Origin of the sequence: Parabacteroides sp. PF5-9 (genome assembly GCF_029893105.1) — a bacterium.
Lineage (GTDB): Bacteria > Bacteroidota > Bacteroidia > Bacteroidales > Tannerellaceae > JARXWG01.
The window spans coordinates 220974-241786 of sequence record NZ_JARXWG010000002.1; the positions used below are offsets into that span (position 1 = coordinate 220974).

The following is a 20813-nucleotide window of genomic DNA, read 5'->3' on the forward strand; positions in this document are numbered from 1 at the left end:
TTATCTCCTTTTTTTCAGCGCTTTCCGACGTCGGCGACGATATCGCTGTTGTTGTTTATACTTATTTATCCTGCGAAAAACGACCCATACCAAAAGCAAACCGAACACCGTGAATATTAAAATCAAAATACCGGTATTCAGATTATCTCCTTTCACCCGACTCCACATCTCCAACACTTGCTCCGTTTCATCACCAAAATCACGGATCATCGCACAACGCGTTACCACCTGACGATCGGGATACTGAACCGGATCAATCGGTATCTGTTCGGCCTCCGGTCCGAAAAAATAGCTTAAATCAGAGAGTTCTTCTATTTCAGGATCAATCTTTTCGGCTAATATTTCCGGTGTTGCCACAGCGCTCACATAACCGATCGCATCCATATTACGTAGTGCGATATCAGAACGGCAAAGGTAATTTATAAAGTAACTGGCAGCTTTTAGATTACGGGCATATTTGGGTATGACCCACCCGTCGTACCAAATGTTACTCCCTTCGATCGGCACCTCATAATCCAACGCTACTCCTACCGCTTCAGCTTCTTCGATAGCCCAAACGGCATCTCCGCTCCAGGTGAGATTCAGCCACGCTTTATTTTTTGTCATCATCTCCTTCCCGAAATCAGCCTCCCACCCTGCAATATTGGGCTTCATACGTTTCAGATAATCTTCTGCCAAAGTGATGGTCTCCGGAGAGTTGTCATTCATGAGTTGCTCAACCGTAACCGTTCCAACTTCCAGTTCTTGGGTATGGGCATAGATAATGGCTGTCCCATAAGCATCGCGATAGCTGTCTTTCATCAGGATTTTGCCTTTATACTTAGGGTTCCACAGGCAGTCCCATGTTAAAGCCTCCTCCTTGGTGACATATTTTTTGTTGTAAAGTATACCGGCAGTCCCCCACATATACGCAACGGCATAATCTGTTGCTTTACGACCGGGTTGACTCACTTTATTCAATTGTTCATGAATGTATGGAGAAAGGTTATTGATATAATCAGGGGTATGACCGAAATCACGATTAATCGGCAAAAGCAGATCTTTTTTTAACATCCGTTCAATGATGTATTCAGAGGGGCAGACCAGGTCAAAGTCCTCATGCCCACGTTCTATTTTTGTGAGCATGATTTCATTGATATCAAATATCTGATAAATAATCCGGATCTCTTCCCCTGTCTGTTCCTTATACCATTCCGGAAATTCAGCCAGTACATCTTCATCAATATAGTCGCCCCAGTTATAGACTTTGAGGATTTTCATGCGTTGTTCGTCTGAACGGCCGCAGGATGTCAACAAGCCTACAAACAACACAAAAACAATGACTATTGGTATGAATCGATTCATCGCTATTTGTTTTTTATTTTTGCTTTTTCTGCCCGTATATTGATAATAATCAACAACACCAACACGGTAACAAAAATAATGGTCGATAAAGGACGCAGTTCCGGAGTAAGGCCACCTTTACGGGCATCGGCATAGATATAGGTAGAGAGGGTTTCCAACCCTTCATTACCAATGGTAAATATCGTCACAGCAAAATCATCGATCGAAAGTGTAAAAGCCAGAATAAAACCACTGATCATTCCCGGTCTTATCTCAGGCATAATCACTTTCCGTAACGCCTGAAAAGGGGTTGCACCCAGGTCTAGAGCCGCTTCATAGAGATTTTGATTCATCTGCTTCAACCGAGGCATAACACTTAACACCACATAGGGCGTACAGAATGTAATATGAGCCAACACGACCGTTGTATACCCCTGTGAAACTCCTAAACTGACAAATAAAAGAAAAAGTGAAACACCCGTAATAATATCCGGATTCAGCATCGGAATACTGTTGACAAAACTCACCGCTTGCCGGGAACGCAAACGCAAGTTATTGATACCTATGGCAGCCATGCTCCCTAATAACGTCGATACGGTCGCAGCAATAATAGCAATCGTGAATGTATTCCATAAAGCACTGATCAACGAATGTCTGACACCCCCCGAAAACAGCGAAGTATACAGTTTCGTTGAGAAGCCGGTCCAATTCCCCAATACCTTTGCTTCGGTAAATGAGAAGATCATGATAATCAATATGGGTGAGTACAATAACAGAAGTAGTAACCACAAATAACCTTTAGCCAGATATTTTGATATCATCAGATTAACCCTCCCTCATTGGATGAATCATTTTCATCAGTATTAAACAAACCGGTAATACCGATAAGAATCAACATAATCAGAGAAAGAGCCGCTCCGTAATTCCACATGCCGTTATTGATATTTTCCTGAATGGTGGTACCAAACAACTTGATGTTATTCATGGTCAGCAGTTCGGCTATGGCAAAGGTTGAAATTGTCGGCATAAAGACCATCATGACTCCACTGATCACGCCTGGCATCGATAAAGGAAAAACCGTGCGAATAAACACCTCAAAAGGATTTGCTCCTAAGTCTTGTGCGGCCTCAATCAGGTTATGATCCATCTTCTGTAAAGTATTATATATCGGATAGATCATAAAGGGCAAAAAATTATAGATCATCCCAAAAATCAAGGCACCTTCTCCCAATGGGAAATTCAGAAAATCAAACAAAGCGACTGTTGCCAACGTGCGGATCAGAATATTGACCCACATCGGCAGAATAAATAGAACCACCATCGTCCGTGACGTATTGAAACGAGCCTGACTTAAAATCCAGGCAGCCGGGTATCCCAATAAGATACAAACCAAAGTGGTTATTATCGCAATGCCAACAGAATAAATAAAGGTATTAATCGCTTCCGGATGAACCATAAATTTCCGGAAATTAGCCAATGATATGGCTCCATCGGCATCAGTAAAAGCATATAAGACAATAAGTAACAAAGGGGTGACAACAAAAACTGCCATAAATACGACATACGGAATGGTCCAATTCCTACGCCTACCCCAAATTGCCTGAAAACTTTTAAACACTTCCTTCCCTTTTATGATTAAATAATCCGGATATGTTCCGGTGCAATCACTATACCGACACGATCTCCATCATCCCAAACATCATTTGTATCCACAAAAATATCTTCATCCCAATCACTCGAGACAGTCAGGTGATAATGATTTCCTTTATATAGTATAAATTTGACATCTCCAGTCAGTAATCCGTCTTCTTCATTATCCTCCAGAACAACATTTTTAAAATCAACTTTAACCTTAACCGATGCCCCCGGTTCAATACCGGCAACCTCTTTACATTCAAAGGTCGTTCCTAAAAACTCGACATGTGTGGAATCAACCAGTTTTCCATCAAAGGTATTGGTGATCCGCTCTTTTTGCATAACATGAATATCGGCAGGTTTAATAATTAAACCCACCTGTTGTCCGACATCAAACGTATGATAATCTTGTACTATAAATTCATATCCCTCAGGGGTTAGTACCATCATTTCATAATGCACTCCTTTAAAAACGGAGGAAGTAACCGTTGCTGTCAACATCCCCTTTTCGGATTGTTCAAAAATAGAAATATCCTCCGGCCGAACAACCACATCTACCGGTGTCTGCTCTCCAAAACCTTCGTCTACACATTCGAATGCATAGCCGGCAAAATGAACCAATCGATCCTTGATCATCACCCCATTGAGAATATTACTCTCACCGATAAAATCAGCGACAAAGGCATTGGCCGGTTCATTATAAATATCTATTGGAGTACCGATTTGTTGAATACGCCCTTCACTCATAACTGCGATCGTATCACTCAAAGTCAAGGCTTCCTCTTGATCATGCGTCACATAGACAAAGGTGATACCTAAAGATTTGTGCATCTCCTTGAGTTCGATCTGCATATCTTTACGCATCTTCAGGTCTAATGCGGCTAAAGGTTCATCCAACAGTAACACCTCAGGTTCATTGACGATGGCTCGTGCTATAGCTACCCGTTGCTGCTGTCCGCCGGATAGTGAATCGACATCCCGGTATTCATAGTCTGTCATGCCTACCATCTTCAATGCCTGTTTAACTTTTTTGGCAATCACATTGGATGGTAGTTTTTTGAGTTTCAACCCAAAGGCAATATTATTATAGACATTTAAATGTGGAAACAAGGCATACCGTTGAAATACGGTATTAACCGGCCGTTTATGCGGAGGAGTCGAAGTAATCTCTTCACCATTCATCTTAATAACCCCTTCGGATGCCGATTGAAATCCGGCGATCAGACGCAATAAGGTGGTTTTTCCGCATCCGGAGGGACCCAGTAAAGTAACAAACTCACCTTTTCGTACATGTAGAGTGACATCATCCAATGCAGCTTTTTCACCATAATACTTAAAAACGTGCTCTACATCAATAATGTGTTCAGACTTCGGCATAGGCAATTCTTTTAGCGATGCAAAGGTAGACAATTTATGATGAGTAGATATAAATTGCTTCCATTTTGATCACGTTTTTACGTATGCCACAACATTTTGAGGGAGATATAAAATCATTTATCTCTTCACCCAAACATTTGTGATTTCACCAAACACGAGTTTATGATAATCTTTGACTTCTTCATAAGCTTCTGTTACGAAATCTTTTCCCTCCTGTGTGTAGAAGTCGTCTGGTTTAACGGTGGTTAATTCCGTTAGCTTACATTCAATGATCAATCGGGCTTGTTTATAAGAGATATTTCCTGACGGAGTCTGTACCATAGTCAATGTAGTCTCTTTCATCTTATCCGTATCTTTACCTGTTTTACTACCAAAGAATAAGACCTGATCTTTATACTCATCGGCAAAATAAGACATGGTATAGCTATTTTCTTCCCGTATCACTTCCAATGTATATCTATTGGCACGTAAAAAGCACCATGTAGTGGGTTTACTAAACAGTTGTCCCCAACCGCCGAAACTCGCTGTCATCGAATTATACCGTTCAGCATTTCCAGCTGTTATTACAGTGTAATCTTTCCCTACCAACTTAAATACATTATCGGTCAGATCCTCCGCTGAAATTTGTTTAAATAACTCATCAAATCCCATACCCGTAACATCTTTATTTGAAACGGATGTCTCTTGAGTAGATATAGTCTGTTCAATACTCTCCGACTTTTGTATAGAGCCACCGCAAGAAACCAGGAACAAACCAGCAACTATTACTAACAGATTCTTCTTCATACCTTTATTTATTTACATTATTTTCTTCAACAAAGATATCTTTAATTGTGAATCAGACCAAGTACGAAAAAAAAAAGAAGAGTGTTTTTTTCACTCTTCTTCATGGCACAAACGTATTACTAAAATGATATTCGTTTTTCAACGAACTGATTAATAGTAAATTTCACTCATAACAGACTTGACTTCAAAAAGCCATTCACCGTTCTGTTCTATGGCATTAATCTTATTTTCTCTCAACAACCATCCTAAAGAGAGAAAAATATGGGACTCTCTCTTATGAGTTAGTTCCCCGATCTTTCTTAATGATAAGCGTCCACGCTGAGATAACAAAAAATAGACGTTGCCAGCATCTAAGCCTATATCGTTCTTAATCATCATATAAAAAAAGTGTTAGTTAACAGATGAATTACCATAAACCTCAGTCTCATTCTGGTTTCATCGTAATGAGGAGGCTGACAATAGAGTTTAAACAATCACATTCCATTGGTTTAGTGTTAAATCGAATAAGTTATGCATACATAATGTCACAACGATCACTTTCGGGTTCTATCGTTTCTCATTTTGATTTTACTATGCCCAAATATATTTATATATATCATGATAAATATGACTCGATTCCTATTTTTTTCCAATTTTTGTGTCTATTTTCGTCCTGTTTTTCCATTTAAAGGAAAATTGTTCCGAAAAGGAGATCCAGGTATATAAAAAAGAACCAAAAACAGGTTTAATTCAACGCGTTTAACTATAAATAAAAAAGGACAACTATGAATAATACGACCATCCACCATGCCTTTGTGCGGGAGTTGGAACAAAAAATAGCCAAAAAATCAAAATTAGCCGAGTTCATTGCCGATACGCTCTGCATCGAAAAGGAAACCGCATACAGGAGAATCAGAGGAGATGTGCAATTTTCACTCAGGGAAGCTGTTCTCATCGCGGAAAAACTGAATATTTCCATTGATGATCTTATACTGAATACAAATGCCAAGCCACAGAAAAATATGATCATGTTGTTACCTGAACACTCGCCTTCTCAAGTGGCAAGCGGATACCACATAGAAAAAGCGATTCATTTTCTGGAAAATATAACGGCTCAACCTCATTCTGAACTTGGAGTCGCTCTATCAGGGATTCCTTTTTCTCTCTTTTTACCTTATAAAGTTTTATCCCGCTTTTTTTTACTCAAGCATACTCATCACGCAGAAAACGCATCAACCACGACCTCTTTCGAAAAAATCGAAGAACCACAAAAAATGGTTGAGTTTCGCCATTCCTTTAACACCTTATTTCATAATATTTCCAGCACTTTTTATATTTGGGATCGACAGATAATCACTACATTAGTTCGTGATATTCAATTTGCGAAAAGCATCAGATTAATTGCTGATGAAGAAATTGATTCGCTTAAAAAAGAACTTTATCAATTTTTGAACGATCTTGAACAGCTGGCAGCAAAAGGGACTTACGATGATACAGGTCATAAATTTGAACTCTATATATCAGATGCACATATTGATGTGACTTATGCCTATATCCTATCGGAAAGCAAACAGGTCAGTATGTTATCTTCTTTCATTTTTTATATGTCTGCTTCCGAAGACAAATTAAGCCTTGAAAAAATCAAAAACTGGATCAAATCACTAAAAAGATATTCTACGCTGATCTCCGGTACCGGAGAGAAAGAGCGAATTCTGTTTTTTGAAGAGCAACGTATGATTCTCAATACATTATAAAGGAGAAGAATCCACCATATCATTCGACCACTAACTATATGCGCTTCAATTACGTAACAACACATGAGTAGAAACATGTTATTAAAACTCACAAATTGTAATCAAATACCGACACACACCTTTGCATACATTTTGGATGAACAAAAAAAACAAAAAAAACGTTTAATAATTATTTTTTTATGGAATTCCGTTTTTTGCCGACATCATACTAATAAAGCAAGGATATCCGAACTGCTGAGAATTTTCTTAAAGTTGATTTATAAACTGAGTAAAAGAAATTATTATGGAAGCAAAAAAATCGGCAAAAGCCAATTTAGAAAAAAGCAGAACGTTGAATCTATTAATCGGAGTTGTCGTAGCTGTTGCACTTATGTTCGTTGGCTTTGAATGGGGTACCCCAGAAGTCCAGGCATTTGTAACAGATCGTAACGGAGGAATCGAATGGGTTGATGAAATTCCATACACCAAGCCCGAACCACCTCAACCACCCCCTCCTCCACTGCAAGTGGCTGTTGTGACGGATGTGATTAATGTCGTAAAAGATGATGTCGAAGTGCCCGAAGGCCCTATTGTAACGACAGAAGATTATCCGAATAATCCTGTCGAGCCCTATATTCCTTCTGTGCCAACAGATGTGGAAGTGGAAGATCCATCTACTGTTTTTATACTGGTTGAAGAGATGCCTGAATTTCCCGGAGGGGATGGCCAGCTATTAAGCTTCATCAGCAAATCAATTAAATATCCGGTAGTTGCACAGGAAAACGGTATTCAGGGACGAGTCACCTGCTCCTTTGTGGTCAATACCGATGGGAGTATTGTCGATGCAGAAATCGCACGTAGTATAGATCCTGCCTTAGATAAAGAAGCGCTCCGAGTGATCAGTATGATGCCCAAGTGGAAACCGGGCAAACAAAGAGGAAAGCCTGTACGGGTGAAATATACGGTACCGATCACTTTCAGATTGCAATAGATTATCAAAATCTATAGAAATAGACATTAATTAGTAAAATCTTACGCCGACTGAGATTAAATATCACATCAGTTGGCGTAAGATAATTCAAAACAGCTTCTAAGATCTATCAGAAAGTTTCAACTCCACTTCTTTCCTGAATAATATCTCCACCATTTGATACTTTCTTTCCTTTGTTCAGATTTCCAAAAGAATAAGTTAGTGTAAATCCAAATATCTGACCGGTTTTCGATCGCATTGTAGCTTGTCGGAAACCGTTCCCTATTGTTGCTCCGGCCCATTTCCGCGTATTAAAGATATCATGGGCTGTGACAGTCAAACTCAATTTTTTATCCAGAAACGACTTGCGGATACCCAAATCAAGTGTGCCCATAGCATCCATTTTTCCTTGAGCAACTATACGGCCTGAATTATAACGACCTGTAGCTTGTATAGACATATCATATGGTAATATCGCATTAGCTACAATTCGTCCATCCCATGAAAAATCACTATCAGATTCTCCATAGACAGGTTGCGACACACCCGAAGGCACATAAGAAAAACCTCCCAATTTATTATAATACAGATTGACACTCGTTGTTAAATCCAATATACGGAATAAATTATTCTTCATTATAAGCTCAAAACCTGTAGCTTCGGTTTTAGCCACATTTTCATATGTCCCTTTCATAATATTATCTTCACGGTAATTTATTCGTTGGATAACATCATTTGTATTGCGATAATAAAGAGATACCGACAATGTGTGATCTGCCCAATTTTTGATATAATTCAATTCGACGGCATTTGAATATTGAGGAGTCAGATAAGGATTTCCATACGAAATATTCATCGAATCGGTAATATCTATAAACGGATTCAACTGTCCGCCATGAGGCCGTGATACACGACGAGTATAATTCAACTGCAATTCATTATTTTGGGGTAATGTATACGAGATAAAAGCACTTGGATAAAGGCTAAAATAATCATCCTTAAAAGGTTGAACATCTGCCGGATTCTGATTATACCCTAAACTTTTTATACGTGTATTGGTATATTCTCCACGCAAACCGACCTGAAAACCAAAGTTATTAATCCGCTTACTGTATGTCGTATAAAATGCATGAACATCCTGATCATAACGAAAATTGTTATATAATAATTCATTAAATATCGATGTTTCCTGAGACGCACCTGAAAAAGCTTTATCAGAACTTTTTTCCGAAGTTAAATCGCCTTTATATCCAACTTCCAGTTTATTATTATCTCCGAATTTATTGACATAATCAACCTGTAATTCCCACGATTTCTCTGGTTCTTTACTTTGTTGAAACTGATACGAGCCTGTTTGCTTGTTTTCAAGAAAAATATAAGATTGATTAAAACTATTATCTAAAGTTCCTCTCTCTATCTGACGTGCAATGACAACTTCAAGATTACTGTTTTCATTAAATTCATGTTGATAATTCAGTTCAATATTTCCCATTTTCATCTTCTCTTCTGCTTCGGAAGTACGAAGACTGGATATAAATGAATTTGGCATGTTACTTAAATATCTCATTTCTGTATGCTCTGTTTCTTTATCAATTGCTCCGAAAAAATTAAGACTTAAGCTATTTTGAGGAGTAAAATTGTATGTCACCCCTGCACGTCCTGTATATGAAGATTCCCTGTCTTTATCTTCATTATCCTGATTTATAAAAGAGACCACGTTTCCATTTTCATCAAGGTTATCTCTGTATGTATAACCTTTACCTTTATCTCTTTCCTCTCTATAACTCAAATTCAGATAAGTGTCCCAATTTCCTGAACTATAATTGAGATTTCCACTAACATGATAGCCTCCACGAGTATCGACACCTGTTTGAACACTTCCATAGTAACCAATTGATTTATTTTGTTTCAATACGATATTAATAATTCCGGCAGTACCTTCAGGATTATATTTTGCAGAAGGATTAGTTATAACTTCGATCTGCTCTATGGATTCGGCGGGCAACTGACGCAATATTTGTGCACGGTTATCGGCAGTCAGTCCGGATGCACGACCATTTATCCATACGGTAACACTCGAATTTCCTCGTAAAGAAATTTCACCTTCCGTATCAACTTCTACCGATGGAACATTTCCTAAGACATCACTTGCCGTACCTCCTGCCGTAGCAATACTTTGATCCACATTAAATATTCGCTTATCTATCTCAAATCGCATTTGCGAACGTTGTCCGACAATCTCCACTTCATCCAGCAATTGAGTATCTTCCGATAAAGGTATTGAAGTCAAATCAAAGGTTGTTTGTCCGGCTGATAAAGAAAATATTTTTTCGATTGGAGTATAGCCAATTGTCGTTATCTTAACAATAAAAGTACCTTCCTTCAGATTTCCTATATAAAAATCACCCATTTCGTCTGTTACTCCACCTGTCAAAAATTCTTTCGTATCCGCATCCTGAATGGCTATATTCACATATTCCATACCTTTCTTCGATTTTGCATCTATTATCCTTCCTTTTAATGTGCCTATATTAGCCATTATAAGCGTTGGAATCAACAATAAAATACACATAATTAATGTCCTCATAATTTTCTGTTTTTTTGATATTATACAATTAGTTTATTTATCAATTTTATGAAAACAAAATTATGAGATGAATTTGAAGAAATTTGGAATGAATTTTGAATAGATTTTGAATTTATCAATATATTCAGTTTAGGCCTTATTCTTATTTTTTTTCAGTTTAGTTCATAAGAAACTGACTCAAATCAGATGAGATGAGCAAAATACATAGTTACAGTCTAAAAGGGAAACAGGAACAATAATAGAATAAAATATTATTGTTAACGAAACGATTATATGATAATTATTTTTGAGATATTATAAAACCCGAAACAATAAATTTATGTTTTTCATCTTCGTACTGATAATCGATACCCCAACCATGATAACGACAAATCTCATACACAATTGCCAAGCCTAAACCATGTCCTTTTGATTGTCCGGGATGCTTATTAAAACGATTAAAAATAACCTTTTTATCTAATGAACTGTTATTACCCACATTCGTTATTGAAAACGCATGATCGGTTAATTCCAAACGGATTATTTCACCTGGTTTATTATAGTGTACCGCATTCGAAATCAAATTAAGAAATAAACTGGTCACCAAAATGCGATTGACTTTTACGACTACTCCTTTATTAATAGCTGTTTCAAAAGAGAATTGATCATCATCAATCAGACTAGTAAACGACGGCAACAGTTCTTCTAATAGTTCGCCCAGATTAATATCTTCATCCTGTCCATATTGCCTATTCTCTATTTTAGCTAACAAAAGTAAGTTTTTATTCAACCGGGTCAGATGACTGGCCGTCTGATAAAGAGAGGAAACAAGTTCGGATTGTTCTTCTGTCAAGTCCGGATGTTGAATCAACATATCTAATTGACTCTGGATAATGGCCAAAGGAGTCTGAAGTTCATGAGAAGCATTCTCTGTAAACTCTTTCTGCGTCTTATAAGCAACCAAGCTATTATTCATCATCCGTTGGACAGCAGTATTCAATCGAGCGAATTCAATCGTATCTGTTTCAGGAAATTGAGGGGATTCACCTTGTTCTAAAGAAAAATCTTCAACAAGATTTAATGTTTCATCAAAGGACTTCCACAAACGTTTGGAAAGATAACGCAAGGTAAAAATCATATATATCATCATAATCAATAAGATAAGGCCATATTGCAAAGCCATTCCCTGCGCTATATCTTCATCACCTTGGAATAACCACCGATCTCTTTTCGTCAATTCTATATTATACTTTTTAACCATATAGGTAAACCTGTCTTTATAGGCATCTTCAGCCACTATAAAAAAGACCGGGGCAGATATAAGCATAATTAAAAAAGTAGCTCCGATAAACGGCAACATAATTTTTTGTAAAAGACTTTTCATTTTCTTTTTCATACGGCTTCCCATTTATAACCAACACCATATACATTTTTAATGTAATTAGGACATCCGGCCTCTGTTAATTTACTTTTCAAATTCTTGACATGAGCATATACAAAATCGTGATTATCCAACATATCTGCCATGTCTCCGTTTAGGTGTTCAGCCAAAGCAGCTTTAGAAATCACCCTGTTTTTATTACCAATCAGGAATAATAAAAGATCGTATTCCGTGCGCGTCAAAACAATTCCTTTTCCATCAACTGTAACTGTTTTCGACAACAGATCAATCGAAATTATTCCAGCCTGAATCAAATTATTACTCTCAAATTTTCTTCTTCGCAACAAAGCATAAATACGCATACTCAACTCCGACAGATGAAATGGTTTGGGCAAGTAATCATCCGCCCCAATCTGCAATCCTTTCAATTTGTCTTCGAGAGAACCTTTGGCCGAAATGATAATCACACTTTCCTGCTTATTTTGCCTTTTCAGCTCTTCCAGAACTCCTAATCCATCCTCCCCTGCCAACATCAGATCCAACAGAATACAATCATATTCATAGAAAGATATTTTTTCAATCGCTTCTTGGTATGTAAAAGCGCATTCGCAAACATAGCTTTCATCCGAAAGATATTTCTTTATATTTTCAGATAATTTCCGTTCGTCTTCAATGATCAGAATTTTCATATCATATTCCTTTGATTGTGAATACTCAATACTTTTAAATGCGAATAACAACAAAAGATTTACTCCACAAAAATAATGCAGAATTTGGTAGATATTCTGAATAAACCGTTCAAATCAATGTAGTTTATGAAAAAATGTGCGTTTTCTCTTGCGCTCTTACAAGCGAGTAAAAAAGTGGTTTACCGTAAACAGAAATTCATTTGACAATTGTCAAATGATCATCCCATAAATGTAGAACGATCGTTCGACAATTGTCAAACGATCGTTTTATAGTTATCAAATGAATTAATGTCGCAAATCTTGCTGACAAATCATCATAAAGTTTTTTTTACTTCTTTTCAAACACCTTATAGGAATGCGGCATAAGGGTTAACCGGAATCTGTTTACTTTCTCCGGTTGTCTCCTTCGGTTCACCGGAGTCACTTGCGGTAGTTTTTCCAACACGGCTCCGGTTAACATATCTTTCAATACTGTAATATCTTCATGCGTCACGATTTGAATAGTCACAGCTTCATCCAAAAAGTTTTCAACAATAAATGTATGATTATCATACAGGAAGAGTCCTACTTTCGATGGTGCTTCAATACGTACATCCAGATCTTTGCTTAACGTCTGACGGAAACTATTCAACACTGTTTGAGGCAGATCGTACAGATTTCCGAAATCATCCGGAATCGTCATCACATACAGGTTTCCTTTCGAATAGCCGGCTCTGAGAAGCATCGGGAAACCGCTCACTCCTTTACTCAGCGGACGGCCGGCACTGACCACCTCCCAGGCATCATTGGTATAATAACGAACCTGTGGAATTAAAATATCCTTACTTGTTCCCGCCTGACCGTAATCGTTCACAATCGCCTTCAAATCGGTTACCCGTATCTCAGCGATATCAGCTATTTTCTCTGGGATTGCTTTGACCAGGCTACTGGTCACAACGACATCTCCCCCTTTCTGCAGCTGCTGCTTGATCTTATCCATGATGTTGGGATCAAACTTCGCTTGTTCGGTCAGTAGTACGACTTGCTGATCCGTAGGAAACTCCGGAACCATATCCATCGGAAGACCGATCATTCCCAGATAGTTCTGTAGAAAATCATCACCGGAAGAATGGTAAGGTTTATATGACTTGATACCGATCGGCTGTCCCAATTTATGTACAAACTGATCAACCGATTCCAACGCAACACCGGCAACACGAGCCATGGTGGTGGGTAATACCGTCTGTCCATGACTTAGTGTGATGGGTTTCATCATCTCATCATAGTCAAAACTGGTGCCTTGTCCCTGCCATGGAGTTCGATGTACTTCCGGACGTAACTGGACACCTATCAATTGGTTATAAGCAAACAATGCGATCTCGGGAGCCTTGGCAAACATAGAGAGCCAAAGTTGTTCCGCATAACGATCCATCCCCATATTAGAACCTCCCGAATCGACCCACCCTCCAAGGTTGAACCCGGGACGCAAGTTGTCAAAGTAACGGACTATATTATAACTCAGGTAGTTTTGTAAATGTTGGGCTGTCGACGGATCACGTGTCTCAGTACCGCTCCATATCCCGTCGAAGATTTTCGGGCCTGTATCCAGGTTAAATCCCAACCCTTGAAAATGATCGTACCAGTTAGGGTATTTGATGATGATCTTCACGTTGGGATTGATCTTTTTGGAAGGTTTGATCACCAAATCCTGACCTGCCTGAGTCATCAGTTTGATGCGGTAATCACTCCAGCTTTGATTGCCTTTGGCTTTGATTTCAATATCCGACTTACAGCTGGTGAAAAAGAAATCATCAAGGATGAAGTCATCGAAATGCCTTGCGGTATGTTCGGCAATCTCCTGCACAATTTTACGGTGTTCAGGATCGGAATAGCAGAAAGTCTCAAAACTGTTGGATTCATTGATTGTATAAGTGATACCCCCTCCAACTTCGATCCCTTTGTCCTGGAAATATTTTTTGGCTTGTTCCAGCGTCTCACTGGGAACTATAAGTAGATCACGATGAGTTTCCAGGTAGATTTTATCGACTTTTAACTGATTTGAAATGATTGTCCACGTAGAATCCAGCCAATGAAGATCTTTCATCTTCTCCACCTCATAAGCACGGGTGTAGACGGAGACTTTGAAACTTTTATAATTACCGGAAAAAGCTGTAGTAGCCATCAATAACCCGGCAAGGATAGTTAATAGTGTTTTTTTCATACGTCTTTCTTTTATAGTTTATACTAATGAACATCGTACTTTAGCTTCTGCAAGTATATAACGATTTAATGAAAATATTCACATATATCCTTTAAATTTTATGGCCTACACAAAAATAAACGGCTTATATCCATCTTCAATAAAGAACAAAAAAACGCAGATATATTTGCATTTTGTCAAATTAACCTTATATTTGCTGTCGAAATAACAAAAGTCATGCAAACATTTTTAGCAAATGCATATTGGTGGTGGCGCTCCCTACAACTCAAAAGTCGTAAGGAACGAAGACTCATGTGTATAAGCTAATCATATAGAAATACAAAGATATTAAAGAGGTCTGTCGCACTTGCGGCAGGCCTCTTTTTTTTTCGGCATCATTCAACAACAAACAAATAAAATCAAACAGATGAAAACGTATCAAGTCAACGAAAACGGTTACTACGGTGAATTTGGCGGAACCTATGTTCCGGAAATACTGCATCGTTGTGTAGAGAATCTAAAAAACACCTACTTAAAAGTGTTGGAAAGTGAAGATTTTAAGAGAGAGTTCGAACAATTATTGCGTGATTATGTCGGTCGTCCCTCTCCGCTTTATCCGGCCAAACGTTTAAGTCATAAATACGGATGTAAAATCTATCTGAAACGTGAAGATCTGAATCATACGGGAGCACATAAAATCAATAACACCATCGGTCAGATTCTGCTGGCTCGTCAAATGGGTAAAACACGTATCATTGCCGAAACAGGTGCCGGCCAGCATGGCGTAGCAACAGCTACAGTCTGTGCATTGATGAACATGAAATGTATCGTTTACATGGGAAAAACCGATATCGAACGTCAATACCTCAATGTGCAAAAAATGAAAATGCTGGGAGCTGAAGTGCGACCTGTCACCTCCGGCAATATGACATTGAAAGATGCAACCAATGAAGCTATACGCGACTGGTGTTGTCATCCGCAAGATACGTTTTATATCATCGGCTCGGTAGTAGGGCCGCATCCCTATCCCGATATGGTGGCACGGTTGCAGTCGGTCATTAGTGAAGAGATTAAAAAGCAGCTGCAGGAAACCGAAGGAAGGGCATATCCCGACTATTTGATTGCCTGTGTAGGTGGAGGAAGTAATGCAGCCGGAACCATCTATCATTTTGTAGACGACGAACGGGTTAAAATTATTCTCGGTGAAGCCGGAGGGAAAGGTATTCATTCGGGAAGGAGCGCCGCCACTATTCAACTAGGGAAAGAAGGGATTATTCACGGAGCACGGACACTGGTGATGCAAAACGAAGACGGACAGATCGAAGAACCCTACTCCATCTCTGCCGGATTGGATTATCCGGGCATCGGACCGATACATGCTAACTTGTATGTCACCCAACGTGCTCAAATACTTTCTGTTGATGATGACGAAGCTTTAAAAGCGGCTTATGAACTGACGCAACTCGAAGGAATCATACCGGCACTTGAGAGTGCGCACGCCTTGGGTACTCTGCCCAAACTCAGGTTCAATCCGGAAGATATTGTGGTATTAACGGTCTCTGGTCGGGGAGACAAAGATATTGACACTTATATTGAACAATATAAATGTCAATATCTAATTGAGAATTGAGAATTAAAAAAAACAGATATATATGAGTTTATTTTTAACAAGGAATAAGTATCTGGAGTCCACAGAGCATTGTCAATTTACGTTTACTACGCATAGTAAATGTATTCTGGGCGATTTGCATACTCCGGTCAGTATCTATCTTAAAGTACGGGATATTTATCCGGAATCAGCGCTTCTGGAGAGTGCCGACTATCATGGGGATGAGAATAGTCTTTCCTTTATTGCGCTTTGTCCATTGGCCAGTATAGCCATTAACAACAGTGAAGCGACATTAACTTATCCTGATGGAAGTCATAAGATTACACCTATTACAGAAACATATGGGGTTGCGGATAGCATGAATGATTTTCTTGAGAGTTTCTATGTAGAAGGAGAACATAAAGAGGTGTGCGGTTTATTCGGATATACTGCATTCGACGCTGTACGCTATTTTGAACAGATTCCGGTCATGGAAATCCACCAAAAAGAGAATGATGCACCGGATATATGTTATATCTTTTATAAATATATCCTTGTATTCAATCATTTCAAAAACGAACTTGTATTAGTCGAACTCTTGCAAGAGGGAGAAGAAAGCCGATTACACGAAATAGAAACATTGATTGAAAACCGGAATTATGCGTCTTACAATTTTGAACCGTTGGGAGAAGAATCTTCCACAATTACTGATGAAACGTATAAGGAAATGGTACGTAAAGGGGTTCAACACTGTCTGCGTGGAGACGTTTTTCAGATCGTTCTGAGCCGTCGGTTCGAACAAACGTTTAAAGGGGATGACTTTAAAGTATACCGGGCATTACGAAGTATCAATCCTTCTCCTTACCTCTTTTATTTTGATTTCGGCGGTTTTAGGATATTCGGATCATCGCCCGAAACACACTGTAAAGTAGTTAACGGCCATGCCAGTATCGATCCGATTGCCGGAACAGCATTCCGAACAGGCAATACCATATTGGACAAACAACGTACTGAAGCTTTATTAAATGACCCGAAAGAAAATGCGGAGCACGTTATGCTGGTCGATCTGGCACGTAATGATCTGAGTCGGAATACACATGATGTACATGTAGACTTCTATAAAGAAGTACAATACTATAGCCATGTCATTCACCTTGTCTCACGTGTCAGTGGTGAGATTAATACCGAGAGTAATCCGATAAAGACCTATATCGATACTTTTCCTGCCGGTACATTAAGCGGTGCGCCGAAAGTAAAAGCGATGCAGTTAATCACAGAAATCGAGAAACAGAACCGGGGTGCATACGGGGGATGTATCGGGTTTATCGGATTAAACGGAGACCTGAACCAAGCGATCACCATACGCAGTTTTGTCAGCCGGGGAAATGTACTCTATTATCAGGCGGGGGCAGGCATTGTTGCCAAAAGCAATGATGAACGTGAACTACAGGAAGTCAACAGTAAACTTGGTGCATTAAAAAAAGCCATTAATCTGGCAGCAACATTAAAAAATTAATCCGATGAACATATTACTACTGGATAATTACGACTCTTTTACCTACAATTTACTGCATATATTAAAAGAGATGAAAGCTGACGTCGAAGTTCATCGCAACGACAAAATCCGATTGGAGGATGTTGTTCGCTTTGATAAAATCCTCCTCTCACCCGGTCCGGGTATTCCTCAGGAAGCTGGTATGCTTCTTCCGCTTATTAAAGAATATGCACCGACAAAAAGTATACTGGGCGTATGCCTTGGCGAACAAGCTATCGGAGAAGCTTTTGGAGCCACACTTATCAATCTGAAGGAGGTTCACCATGGCGAATGTTCGGATATCCGTGTCGTTGTAAAAGATCCGTTGTTTGAGGAGATGCAGCCTATTTTCCGCGCCGGCCGTTACCACTCATGGGTGGTTTCAAAAGATCATTTTCCGGATGAATTGGAAATCATTGCCGAAGATATGCAAGACAAGCAGATTATGGCATTACGACACCGCAATTATGACGTGCGTGGTATCCAGTTTCACCCCGAATCCATCCTTACCCCTAACGGCAAAAAAATGATTGAGAACTGGATCAAAAACTAATAATCAGAACAGTGATCAGTTACACCACTATTATACTTAGTCGTTAAATAGAAAATAGAATATTCAAAAAATGAAACAGATTTTATATCGATTATTCGAACATCAGTACCTTGGGCGTGAAGAGGCAAGACGTATTCTCCAAAACATCGCCTCCGGTCAATATAATGAATCACAAATAGCCAGTCTTATTACTGTCTTTCTGATGCGAAGTATTTCTGTCGAAGAACTGGCGGGTTTTCGCGACGCTCTGCTCGAAATGCGTATTCCGGTAGACCTCTCCGGTTATCACCCGATCGACATTGTCGGAACAGGGGGAGATGGGAAAAATACATTCAATATCAGCACTGCTGCTTGTTTTACTGTCGCAGGTGCAGGGTATAACGTAGTCAAGCACGGTAATTACGGAGCCACCTCCGTCAGCGGAGCCAGCAATGTGATGGAACAACATGGTGTTAAGTTCACCGACAACATCGGGCAACTTCAACAATCGATGGACGAATGTCATATCGCTTACCTACATGCTCCTCTGTTTAATCCGGCTTTAAAGGCTGTTGCCTCTGTACGTAAAAACCTCGGGGTACGTAGTTTTTTCAATATGCTGGGGCCATTGGTTAATCCGGTTATACCGGCTTATCAACTGCTAGGTGTCTATAACCTACCGTTATTACGCCTGTATAATTATACGTATCAGGAAAGTGGTACACGATTCGCGGTCGTACATAGCCTGGACGGTTTCGATGAGATATCACTGACGGCAGATTTTAAAGTTGCGATGCCGGAAAAAGAGAAACTATACACCCCTGAAATGCTGGGATTCGACAGGTGTACAGAGGCTGATCTGGATGGCGGATCTACTCCGAAAAAAGCAGCACAGATATTCGATAAAGTGCTTCACAATACAGCGACCAAAGCACAAAAAGATTGTGTAATTGTCAATGCGGCATTCGCCATTCAGGTCATCTGTCCCGACAAACAGATCGATGAATGTATTGATGAGGCACGCATCTCTCTGGAAAGCGGAAGAACACTTACAATATTCAATCGATTTCTGGCGTTAAATGCATAAGTCATTATTGGTATGAAAGATATATTACAAGACATCATTATTCATAAACGGAAAGAGGTAGAACGGCAAAAGCAAGCCGTCAATCTTCAAACCCTTCTGGCATTAGGTAGTGACCGGTTGGAGAGAAATACGTTTTCGATGAAGACCGCTTTGGCTACATCTCCTTCAGGCATCATTGCCGAATTCAAACGAAAAAGTCCTTCAAAAGGATGGTTATATCCCGATGCGGATGTCACGACCATTTTACCGGCTTATGAAAAAAAAGGGGCTTCGGCCTGTTCGATACTGACTGATGCCGATTTTTTCGGCGGTTCGTTGAGCGACCTGCAAAAAGCACGTCGTTTGGTTGATATCCCACTATTGCGGAAAGACTTCATTATCGACACCTATCAACTTTTTCAGGCGCGTGTGATGGGAGCAGATGCTATTTTATTGATCGCGGCCTGTCTTACAAAGGAGGAATGTCGTATATTGGCCGAAACGGCACATAGCCTACAACTCGAAGTGCTTTTGGAGATCCATCACGAGAAAGAGTTGGCCTATCTCAATCCGCATATTGATATGTTGGGTGTCAACAACCGCCATTTAGGAACTTTCCATACTGATATTCAAAACGCTTTCCGGCTTGTTGAAAAAATAAAATACGAAGTCGGCAAAAACGATCACTCTCCTTTATTGGTGGCCGAAAGCGGCATATCAAAGACCGAAAGCGTACTTCAGTTAAGAGATATTGGATTTCGCGGATTTCTGATTGGAGAGACCTTTATGAAGACCGAAAATCCCGGTCGTACATTAAACAAATTTATAAAAGAACTCATATGATTATTAAAGTTTGCGGTATGCGTGATCCTGAAAACATATTACAGGTTGCGCAATTAGGGATTAACTGGATGGGGTTTATTTTCTATCCCCAATCACCACGTTATGCACTCAGTAAAGAGGATGGTCAATCATTCTTTCAACTGACACAGGAAAAGAGTAATTTCAGGAAAGTAGGTGTATTTGTCGATGCGACAGTTGAGCAAATGATAGAGATGGCCGATAAGTATAAACTGGATTATCTGCAATTGCATGGAAATGAATCACCGGAGATCTGCCAAACGCTCTACAACAGAGGCATTTCGCTGATCAAAACATCTCCAATCGCTTCCATCAATGATATGCAAGCGACACTTCCATACGAAGGATACGTCGATTATTTCCTTTTCGACACCCAATGTGAACAATACGGTGGATCAGGAAAACAATTCGACTGGTCGGTCTTATCCGCCTATACAGGAAAAACACCCTTTATCCTGAGCGGAGGAATAACTCCGGATAGTGCTGAAGCTATCCGTCAGTTCCATCACCCTCAATTTGCCGGAATAGATTTAAACAGTGGTTTCGAGATCGAACCCGGATTAAAAAACAGTTCGCTATTACATACATTTCTGAAAAAAATAAAAGTCAAATAG

General features: G+C 39.4%; 18 protein-coding genes. 8 read left to right on the plus strand and 10 right to left on the minus strand.

What is annotated here, in order from left to right:
• The 6 genes from M2135_RS02255 to M2135_RS02280 all read right to left on the minus strand — a co-directional run bounded on the left by M2135_RS02255 (position 1) and on the right by M2135_RS02280 (position 5499).
• Complete coding sequence (locus M2135_RS02255; protein WP_280746954.1) at positions 1–1344, minus strand: ABC transporter substrate-binding protein; 1344 nt, start codon at positions 1342–1344, stop codon at positions 1–3.
• Between the two features lie 2 nt (positions 1345–1346).
• Positions 1347–2144, minus strand: a complete 798-nt coding sequence (locus tag M2135_RS02260; protein WP_280746955.1) for an ABC transporter permease — start codon at positions 2142–2144, stop codon at positions 1347–1349.
• A complete protein-coding gene (locus M2135_RS02265; RefSeq protein WP_280746956.1) occupies positions 2144–2875 on the minus strand; it encodes an ABC transporter permease in 732 nt (243 codons plus the stop codon). Before M2135_RS02265 ends, M2135_RS02260 begins: the two co-directional genes overlap by 1 nt.
• An 83-nt stretch (positions 2876–2958) precedes the next feature.
• Complete coding sequence (potA, locus tag M2135_RS02270; protein WP_280746957.1) at positions 2959–4335, minus strand: polyamine ABC transporter ATP-binding protein; 1377 nt, start codon at positions 4333–4335, stop codon at positions 2959–2961.
• A gap of 117 nt (positions 4336–4452) precedes the next feature.
• Positions 4453–5121 carry a flavin reductase gene (locus M2135_RS02275; protein WP_280746958.1) on the minus strand — a complete coding sequence of 223 codons (669 nt, stop codon included), beginning with the start codon at positions 5119–5121 and terminating at the stop codon, positions 4453–4455.
• A 150-nt stretch (positions 5122–5271) separates the two neighbouring features.
• The gene (locus M2135_RS02280) at positions 5272–5499 is read right to left on the minus strand and encodes a winged helix-turn-helix domain-containing protein (protein ID WP_348537099.1); all 228 of its coding nucleotides are present in this window, start codon (positions 5497–5499) and stop codon (positions 5272–5274) included.
• A 386-nt stretch (positions 5500–5885) separates the two neighbouring features.
• Here M2135_RS02280 and M2135_RS02285 point away from each other — a divergent pair, with 386 nt between their 5' ends.
• A complete protein-coding gene (locus M2135_RS02285) occupies positions 5886–6854 on the plus strand; it encodes a hypothetical protein (protein ID WP_280746959.1) in 969 nt (322 codons plus the stop codon).
• Positions 6855–7137: 283 nt separating this feature from the next.
• Positions 7138–7824 carry an energy transducer TonB gene (locus M2135_RS02290; RefSeq protein ID WP_280746960.1) on the plus strand — a complete coding sequence of 229 codons (687 nt, stop codon included), beginning with the start codon at positions 7138–7140 and terminating at the stop codon, positions 7822–7824.
• 109 nt (positions 7825–7933) lie between these two features.
• On the opposite strand, the gene M2135_RS02295 is transcribed toward M2135_RS02290, so the two are convergent.
• From M2135_RS02295 to M2135_RS02310, 4 genes are all read right to left on the minus strand, one after another.
• Positions 7934–10390, minus strand: a complete 2457-nt coding sequence (locus M2135_RS02295) for a TonB-dependent receptor (RefSeq protein WP_280746961.1) — start codon at positions 10388–10390, stop codon at positions 7934–7936.
• A 280-nt stretch (positions 10391–10670) separates the two neighbouring features.
• Positions 10671–11765: a HAMP domain-containing sensor histidine kinase gene (locus M2135_RS02300; RefSeq protein ID WP_280746962.1), complete on the minus strand. Its 1095-nt coding sequence runs from the start codon at positions 11763–11765 to the stop codon at positions 10671–10673.
• A complete protein-coding gene (locus M2135_RS02305; RefSeq protein WP_280746963.1) occupies positions 11762–12439 on the minus strand; it encodes a response regulator transcription factor in 678 nt (225 codons plus the stop codon). Before M2135_RS02305 ends, M2135_RS02300 begins: the two co-directional genes overlap by 4 nt.
• A 328-nt stretch (positions 12440–12767) precedes the next feature.
• Positions 12768–14639 (minus strand): hypothetical protein, encoded by a 1872-nt coding sequence (locus M2135_RS02310; protein ID WP_280746964.1) that lies wholly within the window; start codon positions 14637–14639, stop codon positions 12768–12770.
• A 406-nt stretch (positions 14640–15045) separates the two neighbouring features.
• On the opposite strand from M2135_RS02310, the gene trpB reads away from it, so the two are divergent.
• The 6 genes from trpB to M2135_RS02340 all read left to right on the plus strand — a co-directional run bounded on the left by trpB (position 15046) and on the right by M2135_RS02340 (position 20813).
• The gene (trpB, locus tag M2135_RS02315; protein WP_280746965.1) at positions 15046–16248 is read left to right on the plus strand and encodes a tryptophan synthase subunit beta; all 1203 of its coding nucleotides are present in this window, start codon (positions 15046–15048) and stop codon (positions 16246–16248) included.
• Positions 16249–16270: 22 nt separating this feature from the next.
• Positions 16271–17722: an anthranilate synthase component I family protein gene (locus tag M2135_RS02320; protein ID WP_280746966.1), complete on the plus strand. Its 1452-nt coding sequence runs from the start codon at positions 16271–16273 to the stop codon at positions 17720–17722.
• 4 nt (positions 17723–17726) lie between these two features.
• On the plus strand, positions 17727–18293 hold the full coding sequence (locus tag M2135_RS02325) for an aminodeoxychorismate/anthranilate synthase component II (protein ID WP_280746967.1): 567 nt from the start codon (positions 17727–17729) through the stop codon (positions 18291–18293).
• Positions 18294–18363: 70 nt separating this feature from the next.
• Positions 18364–19359, plus strand: a complete 996-nt coding sequence (trpD, locus tag M2135_RS02330; protein ID WP_280746968.1) for an anthranilate phosphoribosyltransferase — start codon at positions 18364–18366, stop codon at positions 19357–19359.
• A 12-nt stretch (positions 19360–19371) separates the two neighbouring features.
• Positions 19372–20181 carry an indole-3-glycerol phosphate synthase TrpC gene (gene trpC, locus M2135_RS02335; protein WP_280746969.1) on the plus strand — a complete coding sequence of 270 codons (810 nt, stop codon included), beginning with the start codon at positions 19372–19374 and terminating at the stop codon, positions 20179–20181.
• A complete protein-coding gene (locus M2135_RS02340) occupies positions 20178–20813 on the plus strand; it encodes a phosphoribosylanthranilate isomerase (RefSeq protein ID WP_280746970.1) in 636 nt (211 codons plus the stop codon). Before trpC ends, M2135_RS02340 begins: the two co-directional genes overlap by 4 nt.